The 19,929-nt window shown below is 41.7% G+C and carries 23 protein-coding genes; 7 read left to right on the top strand and 16 right to left on the bottom strand.

The features are described 5' to 3' along the window. Positions 1-115 precede the first annotated feature (115 nt). A complete protein-coding gene (chlP, locus tag UYI_RS0123105) occupies positions 116-1,372 on the bottom strand; it encodes a geranylgeranyl reductase (RefSeq protein ID WP_016869043.1) in 1,257 nt (418 codons plus the stop codon). 535 nt (positions 1,373-1,907) lie between these two features. Here chlP and UYI_RS0123100 point away from each other — a divergent pair. Both UYI_RS0123100 and UYI_RS0123095 read left to right on the top strand, forming a co-directional pair. Next, the gene (locus tag UYI_RS0123100; protein ID WP_016869042.1) at positions 1,908-2,537 is read left to right on the top strand and encodes a hypothetical protein; all 630 of its coding nucleotides are present in this window, start codon (positions 1,908-1,910) and stop codon (positions 2,535-2,537) included. A 205-nt stretch (positions 2,538-2,742) separates the two neighbouring features. Then, a complete protein-coding gene (locus UYI_RS0123095) occupies positions 2,743-3,882 on the top strand; it encodes an alpha-amylase family glycosyl hydrolase (protein ID WP_016869041.1) in 1,140 nt (379 codons plus the stop codon). Here UYI_RS0123095 and UYI_RS0123090 read toward each other — a convergent pair. The 4 genes from UYI_RS0123090 to UYI_RS0123075 all read right to left on the bottom strand — a co-directional run bounded on the left by UYI_RS0123090 (position 3,879) and on the right by UYI_RS0123075 (position 7,441). Further along, positions 3,879-4,277 (bottom strand): type II toxin-antitoxin system VapC family toxin, encoded by a 399-nt coding sequence (locus tag UYI_RS0123090; RefSeq protein ID WP_016869040.1) that lies wholly within the window; start codon positions 4,275-4,277, stop codon positions 3,879-3,881. The genes UYI_RS0123095 and UYI_RS0123090 overlap by 4 nt on opposite strands. Then, the gene (locus UYI_RS0123085) at positions 4,274-4,519 is read right to left on the bottom strand and encodes a type II toxin-antitoxin system Phd/YefM family antitoxin (protein WP_016869039.1); all 246 of its coding nucleotides are present in this window, start codon (positions 4,517-4,519) and stop codon (positions 4,274-4,276) included. The genes UYI_RS0123090 and UYI_RS0123085 overlap by 4 nt, the downstream gene beginning before the upstream one ends. A gap of 124 nt (positions 4,520-4,643) precedes the next feature. Beyond that, the gene (gene ftsH / locus UYI_RS0123080; protein ID WP_026086128.1) at positions 4,644-6,584 is read right to left on the bottom strand and encodes an ATP-dependent zinc metalloprotease FtsH; all 1,941 of its coding nucleotides are present in this window, start codon (positions 6,582-6,584) and stop codon (positions 4,644-4,646) included. 188 nt (positions 6,585-6,772) lie between these two features. After that, positions 6,773-7,441, bottom strand: coding sequence for a DUF1614 domain-containing protein (locus UYI_RS0123075; RefSeq protein WP_016869037.1), 669 nt, complete (start codon positions 7,439-7,441; stop codon positions 6,773-6,775). Positions 7,442-7,559: 118 nt separating this feature from the next. Here UYI_RS0123075 and UYI_RS0123070 point away from each other — a divergent pair, with 118 nt between their 5' ends. Beyond that, a complete protein-coding gene (locus tag UYI_RS0123070; RefSeq protein WP_026086127.1) occupies positions 7,560-7,751 on the top strand; it encodes a hypothetical protein in 192 nt (63 codons plus the stop codon). Positions 7,752-7,911: 160 nt separating this feature from the next. Continuing rightward, on the top strand, positions 7,912-9,063 hold the full coding sequence (locus UYI_RS0123065) for an AI-2E family transporter (protein ID WP_016869035.1): 1,152 nt from the start codon (positions 7,912-7,914) through the stop codon (positions 9,061-9,063). 174 nt (positions 9,064-9,237) lie between these two features. Here UYI_RS0123065 and UYI_RS0123055 read toward each other — a convergent pair whose 3' ends face one another. The 7 genes from UYI_RS0123055 to UYI_RS0123035 form a co-directional block, all read right to left on the bottom strand. Next, positions 9,238-9,954 (bottom strand): SDR family NAD(P)-dependent oxidoreductase, encoded by a 717-nt coding sequence (locus UYI_RS0123055; protein WP_016869033.1) that lies wholly within the window; start codon positions 9,952-9,954, stop codon positions 9,238-9,240. A gap of 71 nt (positions 9,955-10,025) precedes the next feature. Further along, positions 10,026-10,637, bottom strand: a complete 612-nt coding sequence (locus UYI_RS0123050) for a transposase (RefSeq protein ID WP_016869032.1) — start codon at positions 10,635-10,637, stop codon at positions 10,026-10,028. A gap of 131 nt (positions 10,638-10,768) precedes the next feature. After that, positions 10,769-10,855: a pentapeptide repeat-containing protein gene (locus UYI_RS35190; protein ID WP_235148004.1), complete on the bottom strand. Its 87-nt coding sequence runs from the start codon at positions 10,853-10,855 to the stop codon at positions 10,769-10,771. A 26-nt stretch (positions 10,856-10,881) separates the two neighbouring features. Next, positions 10,882-11,286 (bottom strand): hypothetical protein, encoded by a 405-nt coding sequence (locus UYI_RS0123045; protein WP_016869031.1) that lies wholly within the window; start codon positions 11,284-11,286, stop codon positions 10,882-10,884. Between the two features lie 66 nt (positions 11,287-11,352). Beyond that, on the bottom strand, positions 11,353-11,493 hold the full coding sequence (locus UYI_RS37760; RefSeq protein ID WP_162140416.1) for a hypothetical protein: 141 nt from the start codon (positions 11,491-11,493) through the stop codon (positions 11,353-11,355). A 7-nt stretch (positions 11,494-11,500) separates the two neighbouring features. Then, the gene (locus tag UYI_RS0123040) at positions 11,501-12,289 is read right to left on the bottom strand and encodes a helix-turn-helix domain-containing protein (protein ID WP_016869030.1); all 789 of its coding nucleotides are present in this window, start codon (positions 12,287-12,289) and stop codon (positions 11,501-11,503) included. Between the two features lie 34 nt (positions 12,290-12,323). Further along, positions 12,324-13,079 (bottom strand): pseudouridine synthase, encoded by a 756-nt coding sequence (locus UYI_RS0123035; protein WP_016869029.1) that lies wholly within the window; start codon positions 13,077-13,079, stop codon positions 12,324-12,326. Positions 13,080-13,243: 164 nt separating this feature from the next. On the opposite strand from UYI_RS0123035, the gene UYI_RS0123030 reads away from it, so the two are divergent. Further along, positions 13,244-13,960: an LmeA family phospholipid-binding protein gene (locus tag UYI_RS0123030; protein WP_016869028.1), complete on the top strand. Its 717-nt coding sequence runs from the start codon at positions 13,244-13,246 to the stop codon at positions 13,958-13,960. Positions 13,961-14,025: 65 nt separating this feature from the next. On the opposite strand, the gene dps is transcribed toward UYI_RS0123030, so the two are convergent. The 4 genes from dps to cbiT all read right to left on the bottom strand — a co-directional run bounded on the left by dps (position 14,026) and on the right by cbiT (position 18,188). Beyond that, entirely contained in the window at positions 14,026-14,574 is a 549-nt protein-coding gene (gene dps, locus UYI_RS0123025) for a DNA starvation/stationary phase protection protein Dps (RefSeq protein WP_016869027.1), read from the bottom strand. 420 nt (positions 14,575-14,994) lie between these two features. Then, a complete protein-coding gene (locus tag UYI_RS0123020) occupies positions 14,995-15,888 on the bottom strand; it encodes an AraC family transcriptional regulator (protein WP_016869026.1) in 894 nt (297 codons plus the stop codon). A gap of 724 nt (positions 15,889-16,612) precedes the next feature. After that, positions 16,613-17,494, bottom strand: coding sequence for a phosphatidate cytidylyltransferase (locus UYI_RS0123015; protein ID WP_016869025.1), 882 nt, complete (start codon positions 17,492-17,494; stop codon positions 16,613-16,615). A gap of 91 nt (positions 17,495-17,585) precedes the next feature. Beyond that, the gene (cbiT, locus tag UYI_RS0123010; protein ID WP_009457531.1) at positions 17,586-18,188 is read right to left on the bottom strand and encodes a precorrin-6Y C5,15-methyltransferase subunit CbiT; all 603 of its coding nucleotides are present in this window, start codon (positions 18,186-18,188) and stop codon (positions 17,586-17,588) included. 212 nt (positions 18,189-18,400) lie between these two features. Here cbiT and UYI_RS0123005 point away from each other — a divergent pair, with 212 nt between their 5' ends. Next, the gene (locus UYI_RS0123005) at positions 18,401-18,724 is read left to right on the top strand and encodes a YkvA family protein (RefSeq protein ID WP_016869024.1); all 324 of its coding nucleotides are present in this window, start codon (positions 18,401-18,403) and stop codon (positions 18,722-18,724) included. 325 nt (positions 18,725-19,049) lie between these two features. Then, positions 19,050-19,838 (top strand): nucleotidyltransferase family protein, encoded by a 789-nt coding sequence (locus UYI_RS0123000; protein WP_016869023.1) that lies wholly within the window; start codon positions 19,050-19,052, stop codon positions 19,836-19,838. Positions 19,839-19,929: the final 91 nt, after the last annotated feature.

Genomic DNA, 19,929 nt, shown 5'->3' with positions numbered 1-19,929 from the left:
AAAAATCAGTATATTCCTCAACGACTAGACGCACCTAAAACGGAGAGTTTTCCCCAAATCAGGTGCGTCTTATGTGTCCTCTTCTCAATAACCCTTAGTCTCAATCTTCACCCGATTAGGGAGCAAGGGCATTACCGCGAATTAAGCTACCAATTGTCTTGGCAGTAATTTTGAGTTGGGTAATGGGATTTGCTGGCACAACAGTTTTGTACAGATAGCTATCAAAAGTTAGCCTTTGTACATCGAGGTCAGCACACATTTCCACAAATGCCTCGCGGGTGGCATCAGAACGATAAAATACGGTTTGCAGGAGGTCTAATACTTTGTAGGTGAGTCCGTATTTTTTATCCCAACGCTTTAAGTAAACCTTAAGGTCAGCTTCGCTGGGAATGCGAGTACCGCCGTTGGACATTTCTACAATGGTTTCGGCACACATGCGTCCAGATTTTGCAGCAAAGTAAATACCTTCTCCAGAGGATTTGGTCACATAACCTGCTGCATCTCCCACCAAGGCGACACGACCGACGACGCGACGGGGACGGGGGTGTTCCGGAATGGGATGTGCTTCTACTTTAATGATTTGACCGCCTACCAGTTTACGGGCAGCACGGGCACGAATACCAGCTTGCAGTTGTTTGATGCTGGCTTTGTTAACCTGCATTGTGCCAGTACCGACGGCTACGTGGTCGTATTTGGGGAAAACCCAAGCGTAGAAGTCGGTAGAAACGTCGTCACCGACGTACATTTCTGCTAGGTCATTATAATAAGCCATTTGCTCTTGGGGCAGGCGAATGCGCTCTTGGAAAGCGATCGCATAATTGTAATCCCCGGCATCTATCTCTTTGGCAATACGGGAGTTCGCCCCATCTGCCCCAATGATTAAATCAACTTTGAGGGTTTTGGCAATGCCCTGGGCGCCACCTTCTGTATGGTCTACATAATGGATGGTATAGGGGTCAGTGTTGTTTGTGGGAATATCTAGTTTATGAACAGTGGCATTTATTAAATTTGCGCCTAGCTTTGCCGCACGATTTCGCAGATAACCATCTAGCACCTCGCGACGGCACATTCCTATATATTCTTCTTGTTTTACTAAATTGATATCAACCTCACGATTGGAGGGTGAAATCATTTTCATCTTCCGCACTTGGCGATCAATAATATCCTGAGGCAGGTCAAACTCACTGACCATGCACAGGGGAATTGCACCGCCACAGGGTTTGGCATTGTCTAGCTTGCGCTCAAACAGGTAGGTTTCAATCCCAGCTTTTGCCAAAGTTTCTGCGGCAGATGAGCCAGCTGGGCCTGACCCAACAACAGCAACCCGTAGTGTCAAAGGTCTACTCCCAATCTTCACATTTACCGAAAGCATAGTATCACGGACTTTTGGCTCATTTCTCTGTGTCTCTTAGGATTTCACGTAATTGCAATATTCCTTAATGTTTCGCAATCAAAAATTCGAATTAATAAGTTATTCTTATGTATTTGATTGTACACAGTTTATAGTTAGACAAATTTAGATTTTGGATGGCTATCATCTTTTATTTTCAAATATTAAAACTTAGCTAGGCAAGATAGATTTGATTTTAGCTTCTCTCTTCAGAATTAAATATTTATCAGTCTGTAGTTTTAATTTATAAGCCCTCAGAAAATTAGAAAATCTCAGAAATGCTGTGAATACTATTTCTTAAGTAGTAATTTTTAAAATTACCTTCTATGATTCACTAATTTTTCACTATCGGATTTTAAGCTGGAATTAAAGCAATGTTTTGATCTATTCTGAATGATAACTCTCAACAGATAAGCAAAAGTAAGACTATAAGTTGTTATTGAAAAAATTTAAAGAATATAAAAATCAGAATTAAATCTTTTACTTGCAAATTTCTATTGAATCAATGGAGATAACTATGAATCAACAAAATCTCAAAACTACAAAACAGCTAGGGCTATTAGGAAGTATATTTGGCGGTTTATTAATCGGTTTGCCTGTTATACCCTTAGCTGCATCAGCAGCTCCTTCTTCTGCACTCAACCCCTGTCCTAGAATTTTCTACGAAGAGCCACATAATAATCGAGTTTTGGTTCCCCAGGGATGTCCACCGAATGCTGCAACCCTGAGACAGCAAGGTCAAGTATCTGGAGAACAGACTCCTCCTGTTGCTCCTAGTGTTACAGGTGTGACTCCTGTACAACCACCTTTGCCAGAAACTAGACAGAGTCCGATCGCCACCATCACACCAACAGCAGGCACAGTAAATGTGAGAATAAAAAATAACACTAATGCCCGTGTTTCCTATCAAGCGATCGGACATACGGAACCGCGATCGCTTGCAGGTAGAGAAGAAATTGTCCTGCAAGGTCTACCAACACCTGTAACCATAACAATGGTACGTGAAGATGGAGGACTGCTCCAAGTTCAACCTGCCTCTGATTCCCCAGAGGGAGTACTAACAGTTTTGCTGGATGAAACGACTGATTTTAATAACAGTCGCAGTGCATTGAGAATTCAACAGGATGGTCAGGTCTTTTTGAACTAAATCAAGTTAAAAGTTGCTTGTGCAAATATTAGGACTAATATTTGAATCAAACCTAATTCCTAATATCTAACTTCAATACATTTTTAGTAACGTTTGTATCCCTATCCAACACATACTTGTACTTATAAACATGTGTGCGTGTGGATAGGGATGTTTCACAATTGCTACACTCGAACTTGTTGTTAAGCTGATAAAAACAATTGCAATGAGAAACTGGTGGTATAAAAATGCTATTTTCTACTCCTTGGATGTAGAAACATTCATGGACTCAGATGGTGATGGAATTGGTGATTTTCAAGGACTGACCAGCCGTCTAGATTATCTTTCTGCATTGGGAATTACTTGTTTGTGGCTGCTACCTTTTTATCCTTCGCCTAATCGGGATAACGGCTACGATGTTATGGATTATTACAACATAGACCCCCGACTAGGAACTTTGGGGGATTTTGTTGAGTTTATGCATCAGGCTGGGGAACGTGGGATTCGGGTAATGATTGACTTGGTAGTAAATCATACATCTAATTTACATCCTTGGTTTCAAGCGGCACGTTCTGACAAAAACTCTAAGTACCATGACTACTATGTTTGGGTGGAAAATCCACCCCAAACACAACCAGAACAGATTAACTTTCCTGGTGAGCAGGAAAGTATTTGGGAGTACGACGAAAAAGCTGGGGCATACTATCTGCATCATTTTTACAAAGAACAGCCAGATTTAAACATTGCGAACCCAGAAGTACAGGAAGCAATGTTAGCAGGTGACCGGCGTCGGATCGAACTCACCTACAGTCTGTTATTTAGTCTACCTGGTACACCACTGTTACGTTACGGGGAAGAGATTGGTATGGGTGATGACCTGTCGCTTCCGGGTCGAGACAGTGTTCGTACAGTGATGCAATGGTCGGATGCACATAATGGGGGTTTCTCCACAGCTTCGCCGGATGCACTTGCTCAACCTGTGATCAAAGAAGGAGAGTATGGGTATAAACGGGTTAATGTTGCAACACAGCAGCGCGATCGCGATTCTTTAATTAACTGGATGGAACGAGTAATCGGGATTCGCAAACAATGTCCGCAGTTTGGTTGGGGTAAATGGCAAATTTTAGAGACAGACTCTGAATGTGTCTTTGCTCATTGTTGTGATTGGGAAGGTAAAGCAGCGCTTGCTGTGCATAATTTATCGGACAAGCCATGTATAGCCAGACTCCAAGTACAGGATTACAAGTATTTGTTTGATTTATTTAGCGATTCACAATATGAACCACTTGATGGTGATGGGGATTTGTCTTCTATCCCCTTAGAAGCATACGGTTATCGCTGGTTACAAGTGAATCGAAAAGGTTAATTGATTGCCCAAAGAATAGAAATATCGCTGTACTTCCCGAATATTGCATCAGCACTTACCAGCGTCATGTCTTCTATCTGAGCTTGTGCAATCAGTATTCTGTCAAAGGGATCTCGATGATGTAAAGGTAACGTAGCTACTCGTAAAGCGTGAGGTGCTGTAATCTCTAGCGATCGCGAACCCAACAGCACCATTCGCTTAGAAATATAACTGTCAATTGGTTCAGGCAATGATAACTTTGTGATCGCAACCTTGATGCCTATCTCCCAGATACTAGCAACAGAGAACCACAATTCATTCGTTTCATCAGCAATGTGCGCGATCGCTTGCTCGTTCAACCGTTCTGGTTGGGCAAACCACCATAACCAGCACTGTGTATCCAGCAAAAGTCTCACTCTTGATCACCTTCAAATGCTGCCAAGATTTCTGACGGTAAAGGCGCATTGAAATCTTCTGGAACTACGAAATGACCTCGATCTTGTCCTAGACTATCTCGTCGATTGGATGAGGTATGAAACGGAACTAGTTTCGCAACTGGGATACCTCGATTGGAAATAATGATTTCTTCTCCATGTTCCACACGCGCTAACAACCTTGATAAGTTTGTTTTAGCTTGATGGATATTTACAGTTTTCATATTTTTTATGACTAAGTCTACAGACTAAGTTTAATCTTGTTGTGATAGTTGTGCAAGTTTCAAAACACAAAAAAGCGATCGCCTAGATATGCGATCGCTTTTTCTGGGATGCGTTCTTAAATCCCTAAACAAGAAGTGTTTGCATCAAAGGCTGATCTTCTGATACCTTACCTGTACGCAACCATTCTTCTAATTGTGCTGGTGCTTTGGCTTGATTGAGTTTCTCGCGCAGTTCTGCACCTTCGAGAATTTCTTTTTGCAACAGTTCCTGAGCGGTTTGTTCTAACAAGTCACGGTTTTCGTGCAAAATAGTTAAAGCCATGTGATGAGCATTATCTACTATTTGCTTCACTTCCCGGTCAATTTCCTCAGCTACGTGTGGACTAATAGCTCGACGCGGATTACCGTAACCTTCAATAAACTGCTGTTGAATCTTCTCAAATGCCACAGGGCCAAGTTTATCGCTCATTCCGTAGAGAGTAACATAGCGTTCTGCCAAATCAGTGGCTTTTTGGATGTCGTCACTAGCACCAGTGGAGACTTTGCCAAACACTATTTCTTCTGCGGAACGTCCGCCCAACAGGATAGCAATACGACCACGAATTTCGTCTTCAATCATCAAGAAGCGGTCTTCTTCCGGCATCTGAATTGTGTAACCTAAAGCACCCACGCCTCTAGGTACAACGGAGATTTTTTCGACTTTACCAGCTCCTGGCATCAAAGCACCAATGATAGCGTGGCCAACTTCGTGATAAGCTACAGTCTTCTTCTCGGTTTCATTAAGGACACGAGAGCGTTTTTCTAAACCAGCTACAAGGCGCTCGATCGCTTCGTTGAAATCTGCGATTGTCACTGCTTGCCGATTTTGCCGTGCAGCCATCAGTGCAGCTTCGTTCACCAGGTTAGCTAAATCTGCTCCAGCAAAACCAGGGGTTCTAGCGGCAATAATGCCCAAGTCTACATCTTCAGCTAACTTGACGTTGCGGGCATGGACTTTCAGAATTGCTTCTCGACCGATTTTATCAGGACGATCTACAACTACTTGACGGTCAAAACGTCCGGGACGGCGCAAAGCTGGATCAAGGACTTCTGGACGGTTGGTTGCAGCAATAATGATGACGCCGGTGTTAGCATCAAAGCCGTCCATCTCGGTGAGTAACTGGTTGAGGGTTTGTTCCCGTTCATCGTTACCACCCATAATGGGGCCTGCACCACCACGAGATTTACCCAGCGCGTCTAATTCATCAATAAAGACGATACAAGGCGCTTGTTGTTTTGCTTGTTCAAACAAATCACGGACACGGGCCGCACCTACACCCACAAACAACTCGATGAATTCGGAACCAGAGATGCTGAAGAAGGGAACACTTGCTTCCCCAGCTATGGCTTTGGCTAAGAGGGTTTTACCAGTTCCCGGAGGGCCTACCAATAACACACCTTTGGGAATTTTTGCACCCAAGCGGGTGTATTTAGCAGCATTTTTCAGGAAGTCTACGATTTCTTCCAGTTCGGCTTTAGCTTCATCTACACCAGCAACATCTGTAAATTTTACACCTGTTGTTCCTTCGGAATAGATACGAGCTTTGCTTTTACCTACAGTAAGTGCAGCAGGGCCACCGCCACCACGATTGAGTAAAAAGCCCCAAATTCCAAAGAAAATTAATGGTGGTACAACCCAACTCAGAAGAGTGGAGATCCAACCATTTTGGTTTGGTAGCGGTGCTGCAAATTCGACATTATGGTCGCGGAGAATCTTAGGTAAATCCAGATCAACTGCTATGGGTGTGGTTTGGAAAACCTGTTCAACAGTTTTGCCATCGGGCGTTTGAGTTTTGATGGAATATTCAATGCGATCGCTACCTACAACCGCCCGATCAACTTTACCTGCTTCTACCTGAGCCACAAAATCACTATAGGGGACTTGCGGCAACCTGGGGCCAAGAAAACTGGGAACAATAAAGTTAAGGAGTAACAGCAGGGTAAAAAGGATCAGTAAACTGCCACCAAACTGCCGCGCCTTTGGGGGTTTAATGGGATTTTTATTATTGTTAGTTTCTACAGGCATTTTTGATTTACTCTCCGATTGAAAAGTTTGTTTTGTTGGTTGTTTGTTGGTGGTTGTTTGTTGGTGGTTGTTTGTTGATGGTTGTTTGTTGGTGGTTGTTGGAATCACCAATCAACAACTAACTACCAACTATCAACTCAATTGTTGTTTGTTGTTGGAATCACCAATCAACAACCAACTACCAACCATCAACTCAATAACAGTGCAAATAAGCCACACAAAGCGATACCATCAAATACGCCAGCACCTCCAATACTTAATACTCCTGAACTTTTAGTGATGATATCCCTCAGGTGCAATAAGTCAGCACCAATTAAAGTTCCCAAAATGCCACCTGCAAAGGCAACAGGTGCCGCGTGGGAAGGAGCAATTAACATAGCTGACACAGCAGCAGCCAAGGGCGCTAGTAAGGGGTTCATTTGGATACCAATTCCTGGCACTACCCGCGCTGCAAAGTAGCTTACTGCTGTGACAATTGCAGTCACTGACAAAATAGCTAATATATTTCCTTGCGTAAATTGATACAGCGCTAATAGCACAGGGATTAAACCACCACCAACATTGAGGGCTATGATAGTGGAACGTTGCACCTTCCTCAGAGGAATACCCCAAAACTCCTTTAACCACAAATCAATCAAGTCGTTTGCTACAACAATCTCAGATTGAGCGCGGTACAAAGGTATGTTGATGGTGCTGCCTAAAATTACCAGCGTCAACAATAGAAAAGCTATATTAGGAGAAAATCCCAACTTAGCTACTGCAATCCTTACCACATCTACTGCCAGCACTAACCAGAGAAAAGGGACTAGTAACAGCAGCAGCAGAAATAGCAGTAGTGAAACTGGCAAATAGATCATAAAGGGTGTGCAAGCAGGGAATTTGCTTTTGCTCTGCTTGAATTTATTGTAAAAACTGGGTGTTACAATTCGTTTTCGTGTGTACCCCCCTATAACAATGGGAATAGCCGTACTTTCTATGAAAGATCAACTTAGCTTTGTTTTAAAGGTATTTTTTCTCTCTGTTGTGATTTCGCTATTGATTAAGTATGCGGGTCCTTTTCTCTTCATACCTGCGACGTCAGTCAACGCTTTGATTATAGTTTTATTCCCGACTGTGATGATGGCGATCGCTCTGTTATGGCGATTTCAAGCCCACAAACAAAGCTAGCTTATCCCTACAAGGTGAAAGTTGCTAAAATCAGCTAACCTAGCTGCTTTTTACAGTTATCAGTTATCAGTTAACAGTTATCAGATTTGCCTGTTCACTGAAAATTGGTAGGTGATGACTGATTTCAGATAGCAGTCTATTAACTGCCAGGAGTTAAGGCGTGAATCTAGGTCAATGGATAGGCTTAATTGCCATACTTTTATCACTGTATATATTGTGGCAACTAAAAGAAGTACTTTTACTGATGTTTGCTGCGATTGTATTAGCAACTACCTTAAATCGGCTCGCTCGCAGATTTCAACGTTCGGGAATGAGACGTGGATTGGCTGTAGCTTTGTCTGTAGGCATTTTTATAGCTGGTATTATTGGTTTTTTCTGGCTAATCGTCCCGCCTTTTGCCGTTCAGTTTCAACAACTCACCTATCAGGTTCCTAGAGGTATAGAGCGCTTTAATACTTGGCTTTTCCATCTCAGATCAGCCCTTCCTAGCCAGGTAACTCCATACATTCCTGATATCAACAGTTTAAGCCAACAAGCACAACCCTTTATTAATCGTGCAGTCGGTACTTCTTTTGCCGTCGTTTCTGGTTCTTTGGAAGCTGTTCTGAAAATATTATTAGTGCTTGTTTTAACAGGGATGTTCTTAGCCGAACCCCAAGCATACCGCAAGCTATTTATTCGGTTATTTCCTTCCTTCTATCGGCGACGAGTAGATGGAATTTTGGATAGATGCGAAGTTTCCTTAGAAGGATGGGTTACAGGCGCTTTTATTGCCATGTCTGTAGTAGGACTGATGAGTGTCATCGGCTTATCAATTTTGCGGGTTCCCGCCGCCCTAGCTTTAGGGGTTTTAGCAGGATTTTTAAACTTGATTCCTAATCTAGGCCCAACACTCAGCGTCATCCCAGCAATGGCGATCGCTCTTTTGGATGCTCCCTGGAAATCTCTGGCTGTCTTGGGACTCTACTTTTTCATTCAACAAGCTGAAAGCAATTTCATCACACCAGTAGTGATGGCGCATCAAGTTTCCTTACTACCAGCGATTACTTTAATTGCTCAACTATTTTTCGCCTATTTATTTGGCTTTTTAGGCTTATTTTTAGCTCTACCGCTAACTGTAGTAGCAAAAATTTGGTTGGAAGAAGTTTTTGTGAAAGATGTTTTAGATCAATGGAATGGTAAATCTAAAAGAGAAACTGAATTTGTCATAGTTTCTGATAAATTAAACGAGGAAACTGCAAAAGAAACAGATGATTTAGTAATCAAAAAAATAACAAAAAGCGAAGAAGAATCTGGCATTGATGATGATTAGGAGAGGGGAGATGGGGAGGACAAGGGGACAAGGAAGACAAGGGGGACACGGAGGACAGGGGAGAACGGGAGAAAATAAAAAACTAACCACTTAACCAATGTAGAGACGTGCCATAGCACGTCTCTACAACAACCACTAACTACTAACTACTAACCACTAACCACTAACAAAACTCTAAAACTTCTCCACCGCAGGTCGCAAATCCAGTTCTAAAGTCCAAGCAGTTGTATCCTGTTTGTAGAGTTGCCAGTAAGTTTCGGCTATAGCATCTGGTGAAACTAAAGTATGTGCATCTCGGTTGCTTGCCATTGCTTGGACTCTGGGAGTATTGATCATGCCATCAATAATAATGTGAGCAACATGAATACCTTGAGAACCAAACTCCCGTGCTAAGGACTGCGCCAGCGCCCTCAACCCAAACTTGCCTACAGCTAAAGCTGCAAACCGCGCCCCTCCTCTGGTTGCAGCAGTAGCACCTGTCAGCAGGATTGTACCTCGACTTCGTTCTACCATTGCGGGTAGAACCTGCTGTACTGCGAGAAATGCACCAAAACAGTTAACTTTCCAATTCGCTTCAAACTGTTCTGGTGTCAGTTCCAGAATACCAGCCATTGTAAAGGCTCCAGCGTTATAAACTAAGACTTCCGGTGCATTGAGTTGCGACTTTACTTGCTCAAAGGCGTTGTTGACAGAAGCAGGATCAGACACATCACAAGCAACAGCCAGCGCTTTCCCACCATTAGCTTCAATATCCTTTTGAAATTGCCTAAGTTTATCTATATTTCTAGCCATCAGCCCCACAGCAAATCTTTCACGGGCAAACCGATGAGCAACGGCAGAACCTAATCCTGGCCCGACACCAACGACTACTGCAACTTTTGCTTCACTCATGGTGGGGATGCTCCTACAAGGGTATATCCCTAACTTAATATTAATCAGTGGAGTTGAGAGCGATCGCACTACTATTTGACATGATTGACTGGATTGTCTTTATCTTCTGCCCAGTGTATAGGATTTTCAACAATGTATTGGCGAATGTTATGCCATGATTCCTCATTACGAATAACATGCTCATAATAATTACGCTGCCAAATGTAGGGGTGTTGTATTCCGTCAGCTAGATGAGAATATTTCGCCCTAATTTGGTTAATTTTGCGTGTAGAAACCGATTTAAAATTTTGGATAATTGCGCCTAAAGAACCTGGTTTTGTTCCTTGGGATTGTGAAGAAGGGCAAAGCACTTGTGTTGAAATCTCTGAGTTTGAATTCTGGTTTGTCTGCACAAGTGCTTTGCCCCTACAATCATCACCAATAACAATAATTCCATGCAGATGATTAGGCATGATTACAAAAGAATCTAATTGCACATTTGTGAAGTGGCACGGCAAATTATTCCAACACATCTGAACAATTAGACCCATATTATTCAGAGACATCAAACCATCTACAATTTCACCAAATAAACACTCTCTTTGATAAGTACAAATAGTGACAAAATATGCTCCTAACTTCGCATAATCATATTTAGGGATGCGAATTGAACGACGATGATGTTTTTGCGGATCAAATTTCATGATTAATTAAAATATTTTGATTTATTTAATATGCGATTTGTAGGGGCGAAGCATTTGTTGCCATAATTTTTGGTCAAAAAGAAGTATCTCTATACAAATGCTTCGCCCTCAAAGATTTGTTTGCAAAATGCCTAATCGTGAATTGTGCCATCTGGCATAATAGCACCACTGAGTTTTACATTTTCCAGATAGGCTCCACTCAAATTTGCATCTTTCAAGTTGGCTTTTTCTAAATTTGCGTTCTTCAGACCTGCCCCACACTTTCAACAGCACTAATACTTACAGGAATAGCAAACTTGTCTACCAATGCTTCTTGAGGTTGTTGCTGTTTAATACCATCAGCATTATCAAGATTTACCAACTCATTTGATGCATAAGTAGTGTTATTCCGCTCCAGATTGGTATTAAAAATAGGCAATAACTTGAATCGCTCTTGTAACTCAGCAACTTGTGCAGTTAACTGCACAATCGCCTGCTGTATAACTTCGATCTGCTCTAATTCTGGTCTGGCATTAAATTCTTGTTTCAGTTCATCAAGATAATGTTTCAGCCATGTAATATTTTTTCTACGGATATTATGTTCTTCTTCTAGCTGTGAAATTCTGAAGATTAAGGATACTAAATCCTGTTGTGAGTTAGATATACTCATGAATCTATAATGAATCTAGTTTGCTTGATGGTATCGGATTAACCATAGTTTGATTTAACCCTATGTTTAATTTGCCCATGAAGACAGCCATATGAACAGCGATCGCAACTTTTTACGATTACCGATGACTGCTAAACTTGGAGTTAAAATACTAAAAAAATAGTGCTGCCATACCCAAAGCATAGACAGCACAAGTTTATAATTCACAATTTAACTATGACCTCGTATTAGCAGCGATCGTCACTTCTTTTTGTTTCCCTGGTTCTCCGAGTTGCTTAGCTTTTTCTTTATTGATACTTACTAATACACCACCAGCATTGTTAGTTCTGACTGTTAGTTGCTCTTGAGCTTTCCAAGTCTTGTGAGTTCCTTCTGGTAGTTCACCTTCATACTCTACCTTGCCATCAACTAATACCTGAATCCAAGATTTTTCTGTTAGGGTCAAACCAATTTGCACTTGTTGAGGATTTACACTTTTATTTATATGACTAACAGGCTGAAACTTTTGCGATTGAATTACAGTCTCTTGATTCTGTTTGGACTTATTTTGATTATTGTTTGCTGCTTGCAAAGCATTAGCATTCAATAACTGAGATAAGCCACCTACAGAAAACAAAATCATAAATATGTAAAGTAGGTAAAGATGCAATGGACGTAACTCACCTATTGGTGTATGTTTCCAACTAGATTTTAAGCTGACTCGATGAGTCCCTATCGGAAAACTACTCGCAAATTCTGCACCATTAAGACCTAATGCATCAGCAAATTGCCGAATTAAGCCCTGAATGTAAACTGGTTCGGGTAGTTCTGCTAAATTACCTTGTTCAATTGCTTGCAACAGCCGTCGGGGTATTCTGGTCAATAAAACCATTTCGTCTAATGATAAACCTTTTTCCTGACGTGAGGAGTTAAGTTGTGCGCCCATTGCTGTTAACTTTTCCCTTTGCTGTTGCTCTAATGAAATTGTAAACTCATGCTTCTTTTTCCTACTTAGCCAATTCATGTTTTATTTTTACTCCTTAAATCTAGCTAAATCGTTAATAGGAATCTGCTTTAACTTTTTGTAAAAAGCGAATTTCACTTTCTTCTAGGTGACGATATTCACCTTCACGTAAGGATTTACTTCCAGGTGATTGTAGTTGAATTGGACCTATGGCGGTACGGTGCAATTTAATGACTGGATGTCCTAACAGTTCCGCTACACGGCGAATCTGACGATTTCTTCCCTCCTTTAAAATGATTTCCAAACAAGTAGTATCAGCAAAATTTTTGATTAATTTCACCTGTGCTGGTCGTGTTTTTCTTCCGTCTAACAGCACACCCTGACGCCACATGCGTAGTACTGATTCGGTCGGATGTCCTTCTACTAGAACACGATAAGTTTTTGGGATACTATGGCGTGGATGGGTTAGCCAGAATGTTAACTCTCCGTCGTTTGTCAGGATGATTGCTCCTGTGGAGTCTATATCCAAGCGACCAACAGGGTGAATTCCTTGACCAGAGTGCAATTCTGGTGGTAGCAGATCCAAAACAGTCTTTCTTCCTTGGGGATCATGGCAAGTGGAAACTACGCCTACGCTTTTGTGCAGTAGCAGATACACTAAATTCGGACGCTGCCCAGATGATACTGGCTTTCCATCAACTGTGATTGTATCTTTTTGAGGATCTACTTTTTGACCCAAATGTGCCAAATCGCCATTAACCCGCACGCGCGATCGCCTAATCATTTCTTCGGCTTGACGGCGTGAGGCAATACCCCATTGGGATAAGATTTTTTGTAACCTTTCCTCCATGTGGAAATTACTTGACTTTTAGTCAATAATAAAACACACAATTAATTGCACAAGATTTTACCTTTGCGGTTGGTAGTAAGTAGCCGCAAATGATACAGTTAAGACTTGTTTAAATATTTATAGATTTGTAAGTAATTAATCATAAACAAATAATAGAGTGGTAGATGGCACAAAACAATTTAGAAACGCAAACTCCCAACAAAAAAATTCGCATCATTACGAATGTGCTGACGAAAGCACTCAAATTATGGCTAAGATCCCAAGTCAGCCAAGTCTATGAGTTGGAAGTCGAGATTAAGGCGAGCGATAACGAAATTCTCTCTGGTTACATTCCTTGGGTGTCTATTTTTGCTAGTCATGCCGTTTATCAAGATATTCATCTTACGCAAATTCAACTTGTGGCAGAAAATATTCGTATCAACATTGGCTCAGTACTCAAGGGTCAGCCATTACGGCTCTTAGAAACTGTACCAGTGGTTGGCGAAGTCATAGTAGAGGAGGATGAACTTAACGCTTCTGTTTCATCTTCTTTGTTATCAACTGCTTTAAATGATGTACTGGATAAACTTTTACCAGAACAGTGTCCAAAATCCAAGTCAATTTTTTACCAAAAAATTATTCTTGATCACAGTCGGATAATACTTTACATTTCTCAACCTGCTGAAAACAGCTTCACAGTTTCAGAAGTATGTGCAAACATTGAGTTACTCAGCGCTCATGAGTTGCAAATATCACACATCCAGGCAAAAAACAATAAGGGAACAGTCCTAGAAAGCCATAATGGACACTATCTGAATTTGGGTTCAGATGTTGATATCCAACAGCTAAAGCTGCTCCCAGGAAAATTAGTTTGTCACGGACGAATTAATGTTAACCCTTAATAAATGTAGTCAATTGTCAAGAGTTTTTCTGCTATTGACCATCGACAATTGACTTTTACACTGGTCTAGTTATATTCCGCAAGCTGGTGACTAACTTGCAAAACCGAATTGACTAGATGGGCATCTAGGAACCATAAACGCTTATCAACCACCATAGAAACTTCTGCATAAAGGTAAGCTGTATCAGCGTCCCCCAAAACTGCTGTCCGATCAATGTTTTCCCAGAGTAAATTTCCGTATATTGCCAAACGCTCTGCGATCGAACTCACATGATCTTTACCTTGTACAATATGAAGGGGATATTCAGGTAAAATTGATAGTCCTGCTGCACTCCGAGCAGTACCAATTGCTAAACCTCCAAGAACTGTAACTCGCTGTGCCAGCAAGTCGATATACAAATCTAATTCAGCTGCAATTTCATTGAACAACTCGTGTAAATTGGAGGAATTTGTAATATCAACATTCCAATGTGCCTGCTTAATTTGAGTCTTGAGATCGATCGTGGTTGCAAGCGTTTGATTGAGGATATCAATAAGTTGCGCTCGAACTTGTAAGGGCAGACTAATTTCAGATGTATCAAGGCGTTTACCGCGAGGCTCACTACTACCGTTCATTCGCTCTCCTTAGAGAAGAAAGAAAAGGATCTAGTGGTAGAACGCCCAGCTAGCGCTTTTGGCATAAGTATCTGTTGAGATGCACTTTCAGACTTTTGCTTAAGCTTTTATCCCCCCCTCACACCTGTTGATTTCCTTACAAGCACCAGACTCATCGCAGAGGTTAGGGTAAAGAAGAGGGGAAAAAGGGAAAGGGTTAATTATAGATGAAAAGTACCTTTCCCCTTGATCTTTAACCTTTACCCATCGGTTTACTTTGGGTTGTAGACAGCTAGCTGCCTGTTAGGGCAGAAATTGGGGGGATTGCTAGGGCTGAACACCACTAGCCGAATTCAATAGGGATTTTAAATCTTCTATCTAAAGGTATATAAACTTGATTGTTGCTGTATAGATGATTATTGCTTTTTTAGGATATTATTGCTATTTCCTACGTAATTCTTTGGGTGTGACTCCCAATATACGCTTGAAATGACGTGTAAATTGGCTTTGATCTGCAAAACCGACTATGGAGGCAACTTCAGAAATTTTGAGTTTACTCTGTAAGAGCAACATCTTAGCACGCTCAATTCGACAGTGAATTACGTACTGATAGGGAGAAAGACCTGTGGATTGCTTGAATAATCGGGCAAAGTGGTACCTACTCATACCAACTTCCTGAGCCATTGCTCCCAACAACAAATCTTCTGCCAAATGGTCAATAATATATTCAGTTACCCGTTGTAGCTTGTGTTTGGGTAAACCTCCTCGGTAATCTTGCAGACAATGTTTTGGGGCAGAGTAATGTTGCAACAAATGGGCTGACAATGCAGTTGCCATAGAATCAGCATATAGACGACTAACCGAATGATTAGATTCTAGTGCCCTCTTGAGGGCAAGCCCAATTTGATAAATCAAAGGATCAGGCTTGGAAAAGTGGGGTATGATTTCAACTACGTCTGGATCAACTGATTCGTGGGCTATTTTGGCTACTAATTCAGAATCTAAAGTTAAAGCTATAAACTCTGATTCCTCTACAGTAATTGCTCTGTGAGTTATGTAAGGCGGGATGACTGCAACATCTCCTGGCATGGAGGTTTCGCTTTTATGGCATTCACCTAGCCACCTTTCTAATTCTAACTGGCATTTAATTCTAATTACAAGCACATAATTAGTAGAGTAATGTTCCGGGCTTTCATAGGCAGGCTGGATGTGATGCTCCAAACCCAGGTTTTCCCATCCTGATTCATGGCTTGATAATATGGGCGGTCTGGTGAGAACATGCTTACGAACATCTACTCTAGTCACATCAATGGCCAGGGACTGTTCCCCCCGCATTGCCTTCTCCTTTGCCGCTGGGCTGTTATTGCCACTTTTTTCAAAAAATTATTTATATGGGTACGAAGTGTTTGGTCGAATGCAGCCTAGAATGTTGATATACTTTGTCAATAGTTGCAATGCAACTACTTTATCCCTTGTATTGAGATAATATATTATTTCTTATCCTTATTAAAGTATATTTTTCAGGGTTGCTTTTGAAAGTAAACGATAGAACTTTGTAATCTTTACTATCAGCATCACTAGAAATTTAATTAGATTTATTAAGTTATGGGTATTGGGAGATGGGGCAATGGGTAGGTGTGAGGAGTGTGTAGACGAGGCAGTGCGGTGGTGAGGCAGCGCGCAGAAGGGGGGTTCCCTCCCCCAACCCCAAAGGGGGCCCCTAGCCCCCAATCCCCAACGCCAGGTGCTTTATGCCGGGAAACCCGTCCACCGCACTGGCTCCTCCCTGTCGATCGTGGGGGCCGGTGAGTCCCCCATGAGCGACTGCCGAAAGGGCTTTGGGTCACGTAGACGCGCTCATAGGCTTAAGGTAAGGGTATGCGAACCCCCGTAGACGGGCGAAGCCCGGCTTCTCGTACGCCGTAAGGCGTGAGCGTAGGGTAGAGTACCCGGAGGGCTTAAGGTAAGGGTGGAGTGTGAGGAGAATAAATAGTGACCAATGACCAATGACAACCAACAACCAACCACTAACCACTAACTACTAACTACTAACTACTAACTAAATCAATAACGGTAATAGAAGAGATATAAAATAGTAAACTAAAGGAGCGGTAAAAATATAACTATCAGTACGGTCTAAAATGCCACCGTGACCGGGGATTAGTTGCCCTGAATCTTTGACTCCAGCATCCCGTTTCAGCATTGACTCAGTTAAGTCACCTAAAAGACCAGCAACCCCAATTAACAAGCCCAAGATTAAACCAGTAATAGGGTATTTAGGCCAGTTAAAATAGTAAGCTGTAGCAAATGCAACCATTACACTCGCAGCAACACCAAAGACAGCACCTTCTACAGTTTTTTTTGGGCTAATATCAGATAAGGGGGTTTTACCAAAAAATTTACCAAAAGTATAAGCACCAATATCTGCTGCCCAGATGCAAAGGAAAGTCATCAGTGTAGCTGTCAGACCATCTGGTAAAGTAACTGAGTGTTTATGTGCGAAGAAATCTGCCCAACTAGGAGGCCAGTAGCCTCCTAGAGGAAGATTACTAGCTGTAGTGTTAAATGCTCGCAATCTTACCCAATAACTTGGCAGATAGCCAGTATAAAAAAGTCCCAGTATTGAAGCGGAAATATCCGCGATCGTAGCCATTTTGGGTTGAAACAGCAAGTAAAAACAAATAAAAGTACCTGCCAAGGGCATAACAGCATCAGCTAAGTTGCCATCTAGTGTACAAATTGCTAGGAGAATTTGACTAACAACCATAGTGGTTTTAACAGTGGGAGCTATGCCTTTGGCTCTGACTAAATCAAAAAATTCGTTTTGACCTAAAAAGATAATGATTGCAAATACGATGGTAAAGTACCATCCACCCAAAACAGTTGCTGATAAAGCAACAGCGATCGCAACAATTCCACTAAAAATTCGAGACCAAGGCATAGGTAGGAAATAGAGACTAGGGACTGGAGACTAATCAATTAAGATTTTTTAATTTTGAATTGAGTAATCTCCTAGCTTGTTGTTATTGAATTTAATCTAACTTTTCACCACTGAGGATAAAAATTGGATCGACAGCAGTAAAGGTTTGAGAAAAACCGCGTGTTTCTAAGCGGTTAATTCCAGACTGTACAACTTCAATATTTCTCGCTTGCAGTTGGGCAAAGCTTAGAGAAATCGCATACAGACTTTCTAGATTAGCAGCTGTGGCGACCACTCTACCTGATGGTGGCAAATAATCCCAGACTGCTTGCAAAATTTCCTGGATGGCCCGTCCACCTTCTATACAGACACGGTGCGGTGTTTCTTTGAGATTATGCAAACACTCAGGAGCGCTACCTTCTATGACTTCAACATTTTTGACTTCAAAGCGATCGCAGTTACGACGAATTAGGTTAGCAACTTCTTCATCCCGTTCTACTGCAATGATTCGCCCTTGGGGACATAACAATCCAACTTCTACGGGAATAGTACCCGTACCTGCACCAATATCCCATAAAACTGTGTTGGGTAATAGGCGTAATTGGGCAATCAACAGTAGTCTAATTTCTCTTTGACTAAGGGGAATTCCTGGCAAATGCTCAAATAAATCATCGGGAATACCAGGACTTAGGTAGGGCCAGAGTTGGGAAGACATACAAGTTTAACTAGGAGTTAGGGATTAGGGGTTGGGGATCGGGGATCAGGGATCGGGGATTGGGGAGAGAAACAGAAAAATACTTCCTTCCATTTTCCCTATCCCCTATCTCCCAATTTTGGTAGCAACTTCCAGACATGTTAGGACGGTTATTTCCCCAAGAACTATAAAGAATCATTTGCCAAAATTAAAAGTAACTAGAGGTGAAGGTCATGAAATTTTCAGTTCAATCTCTTTATACTTGGTATCGCGACTTGATTCGTAACCCTAAATACCGCTGGTGGGTAATTTTGGGAACACTTTTATATTTTGTTAGTCCGATTGATATTGCCCCAGACTTCTTACCGATTGTGGGACAAATTGACGATGTTTTTCTTTTAACTTTACTGGTAACTGAGGTATCAGGGCTGGTAATTGAAGGTTTCAAAGCGCGTCGAGGTAATATAGACGCCAATGTAGAAGTTCAAGCCACTGACAATACTAAGGATTCTACCTCCAGCGCAACTGTAGATGTTGATGCAGTTTCCGTTAAGTAGTTGCAACCGAATCTTAAAATTGAATCACCCCCTTCTGTTGCCAGAATGGCTAGGGAAGGGGGGTATTTTTTATACAATTTTGGATTTTGGATTTTAGATTTTGGATTGGGGAGATGGAGAGAGTGTGAGGGTTGTGTAGACGCGCTCATAGGCTTAAGGTAAGGGTGGAGTGTGAGGGGTGTGGGGGGTGTGAGGAGTAGGCATTGGAAATAACCAACTACTAACTACTAACTACTAACTATTAACTACTGTACAGACGTGCCATGGCACGTCTCTACAACAACTAACAACTAACAACTAACAACTAACTACTTATAAATTATTTATGAATAACCACCAAGTTATTGGGCTGCTACCAGCAGGTGGACAGGCAAAACGGATTTCTCCTTTACCATTAAGCAAAGAGTTATATCCTGTCGGTTTTCAAGATTTTGGTGAGCCAAATAATTGGCGACCGAAAGTGGTTTGCCAGTACTTGCTAGAAAAAATGCAACTGGCGGGAATTAATCAGGCATACTTTATTTTGCGTCCGGGGAAGTGGGATATCCCGGAGTATTTTAGGGATGGTGCTATGCTTTCTATGAGCTTGGGCTATCTAATTATGGGTTTGCCTTATGGTGTACCGTTTACCTTAGATCAAGCTTACCCTTTTGTTCGGGATGCAATAATCGCATTGGGTTTTCCTGATATCTTATTTCAACCTCAAGATGCGTTTGTAAAGGTGTTAGCACGTCAACAGACAACTCAAGCAAATGTGGTTTTGGGATTATTCCCTACTGATCAACCAGAGAAAGCAGGTATGGTTGACTTTGATGATACTGGTAGAGTACGGCAAATAATCGAGAAACCCCATCAGTCGGACTTGCGATATATGTGGGGTATTGCCGTTTGGACACCAGCTTTTACTCAGTTTCTACATAAGTATCTTATTCCTCTCAGGGCTAATCCTAATTTGCCTCAGTTACCAGAAGTGCCGATTGGAGATGTCATTCAAGCTGCAATTAAACAGGGTTTTCACGTACAAGCAGAAGTATTTGCCGATGGAACCTACCTAGATATTGGTACACCAAATGATTTAGTAAAAGCTGTGCGGTTGGGAGTGGGGGGAGTGTGAGGAGTGTGAGGAGAATAAATAGTGACAAATGATGACCAATGACAACTAACAACCAACAATCAACCACTAACTACTAACCACTAACAACCAA

Origin of the sequence: Fischerella muscicola PCC 7414 (genome assembly GCF_000317205.1) — a bacterium.
In the GTDB taxonomy this organism is placed as follows: domain Bacteria; phylum Cyanobacteriota; class Cyanobacteriia; order Cyanobacteriales; family Nostocaceae; genus Fischerella; species Fischerella muscicola.
This window is presented reverse-complemented; position numbering and strand designations above follow the sequence as displayed.